Raw genomic sequence first — 2,306 nt, forward strand, 5'->3', positions numbered from 1 at the left:
GCAGGCCTGCCCGCGGGCAGCCACGACCTGACCGGACCGGGCGTCACCGTGCTCAACAACGGCGCATCCCTGCCCCCAGGCGTGACGCTCACAGGCGGCAAGCTGGTGCTGGCGAACGCGGCGAACTGAGCGGCCGGGCCTGTTCGGAACGGCAAAGGGGGCCGCGTGGCCCCCTTCTGCATGTCAGGATTTCGGTCGCGCTGCCACAACACCCCAGGGCTTGTAAACAGGTGTTTTAAGACCCCTTCACAAAAAACGTCGTGCTGCAAATCTGCGTGGCAGATACTGCAAAAATGTGTGGCCGGCTACACCCAGGTGACATGTGCCGATTCTCAGCCTGGGCGTCACCCCGCTCTGGGGCTACCCCTCTGAAATCGTAAATGTTTATTAAAAACTGGCTCCGGCGGTAGGGATCGGAGCTGAATTTTAATAATCGCTGCGAGATCAGTCGGTTGCGTTTCGGCGGCCGGCGGGGCCGTGTCATCTTTGTCACCTCACGATAGCCTATCTCGGCCATCGAGGGAATCCCTACTCCGCCGCCAGGGCCGCGATCCTGAGCCGCTCGATGTCGACCTGCTTTCGCTTCGTGGAACCGCTTTTTCGATCACGCTTGGACATGGGCTTCTCGATGCCGAAATGCCTCGACGCCGTCGTCAGGTCCATGGTGAGAAGGCCGACAGGGCCGAGATCGACGACCTCTTCGGGCTTCGTCCTTTCGAACGATCCTGCGGACATCACCGCACTTCCGACCGCCCTGGCGAGCGGAGGGGGCACCGCGTTTCCGATTTGCCGAGCACCGTGCCATTTGGTCGCGTTGAAGCGGAACCAGTCGGGGAAGCCGTGAAGACGGGCCATTTCTCGGACCGTCACACAGCGAGTCGATTCGTAGTGGATAGGCCGCGGGCTGGTGAAAGCGCCGCGCGCTCCGTCTGTCCCTGCGCGGAGGGTGTTGCTGAGTCCCCTCGGATGAAGCTTGAAGAGCCTAGAGATAGGCTCGACCGTGCCCGGCTGGGTCTCCGAGAACCGCCGCCGCGAGATGTCGGAATGCTCGGTGTAAGCGCTGGATGTCAGAACCATCGGATCGAATTCGCGGCGATAGCCGCAGAACCAGCCCCGGCCGCCGGTGCAGCGCATCATCTCGGCATATTCGGACGGCTCCCCCCAAGCTTTGGTCTTTACGCTGTCACCCGCCTTCAGCGAAGCGAACCGGTCGGCGTCCGGGAGATCGCCCAAGGCATCCTCGCAAGACGGACCCACGGGAATCTCGTCCGACGGCTCCTCGTCGGCGGGAGTGCAGACGGCGGCAGGATAAGCCGGGACGGGCATGCCCTTCTTCGCACACATGAGGAAAAGGCGTTCGCGGTGCTGAGGAACCGCGAAGTCGGCGGCGTCCAGCACTCGCCAGGGCAGCCTGACCTCGTATCCGGCCTGATCCAATAGCTGGACCAATTCGTCGAGCATGGCCCGGTGCTTACCTACCGTCAGTCCTTTGACGTTCTCCATCACGATGTAAGATGCGTCCAGCTCGCGGGCGATCCGGACGAAATCCTTCAGGAGGGAATTGCGAGGATCGTCCAGTTGGCGCTTGCCGATCATGGAAAAGCCCTGGCACGGCGGCCCGCCGAATACGAGATCGACCTTGCGGTCGCCCAATTTCGCCGCCGCACGAATGTCGTCGCCGGTCACCTCGGAAACGGAACTGCAAATGACAGCGCAGTCGGGGAAGTTGAACTCGTGCGCCGCCGCGTGGACGGGATCGATCTCGACCGCGGCCAGCACGTCGAAGCCCGCCTGTTCGAAGCCCAGGCTCATGCCTCCGACCCCCGCAAACAGATCAACCGCAACCGGCCGCATTAGTCACCCCCGTTCGTGAATCACCCCTTTAACGCCACGGTAGGAGACATGCGAGCCGAAGTCGATCGGAAAATGCCGTCTTGGCGAAAGAACGCCGCGGCGATAGCGTCTGGGACACAAGAGCATCGGGAGCGGATATGACGGGGAAACCGAAGGGACGATCAAGGAAGACTGCTGTAATCAGCAACTTGGGTGAAAAGCATGGTCAAGGGGCTTTTCCCGAGGGTATCGTCACGGGCGACCAGATCAGACAGGCGATGGATGAGGTCGGGTCCAATCTCAGCCGGAACAATCCCGCCAACTTCCTAAAGGACCTGCTTCGAAAGAACCCTGAGAACAACTGGCCTGACGAGTTGCTCGCTCAAAGAATATACGGCCTGTTGATTTCCACCCAGAAGTGACCCAGGCAGGCCCATAATTTCCATTGAGATTTGACCCATGTGACCCTTCCC

At 61.2% G+C, this 2,306-nt stretch carries 2 protein-coding genes; one reads left to right on the forward strand and one right to left on the reverse strand.

All coding sequences use genetic code 11. The annotated features are described in order from the left end of the window. Positions 1–528 precede the first annotated feature (528 nt). Positions 529–1,854 carry a DNA cytosine methyltransferase gene (locus ACFOM8_RS22810; protein WP_377764656.1) on the reverse strand — a complete coding sequence of 442 codons (1,326 nt, stop codon included), beginning with the start codon at positions 1,852–1,854 and terminating at the stop codon, positions 529–531. Positions 1,855–1,934: 80 nt separating this feature from the next. Here ACFOM8_RS22810 and ACFOM8_RS22815 point away from each other — a divergent pair, with 80 nt between their 5' ends. Beyond that, entirely contained in the window at positions 1,935–2,255 is a 321-nt protein-coding gene (locus ACFOM8_RS22815) for a hypothetical protein (RefSeq protein ID WP_377764657.1), read from the forward strand. Positions 2,256–2,306 lie beyond the last annotated feature (51 nt).

The organism is Paracoccus angustae, assembly GCF_042648745.1.
GTDB classification, from domain to species: domain Bacteria; phylum Pseudomonadota; class Alphaproteobacteria; order Rhodobacterales; family Rhodobacteraceae; genus Paracoccus; species Paracoccus angustae.

Coding starts and splice junctions, on each gene's coding strand:
- ACFOM8_RS22810 (WP_377764656.1), bottom strand. CDS start 1,854: ATGCGGCCGGTTGCGGTTGATCTGTTTGCGGGGGTCGGAGGCATGAGC.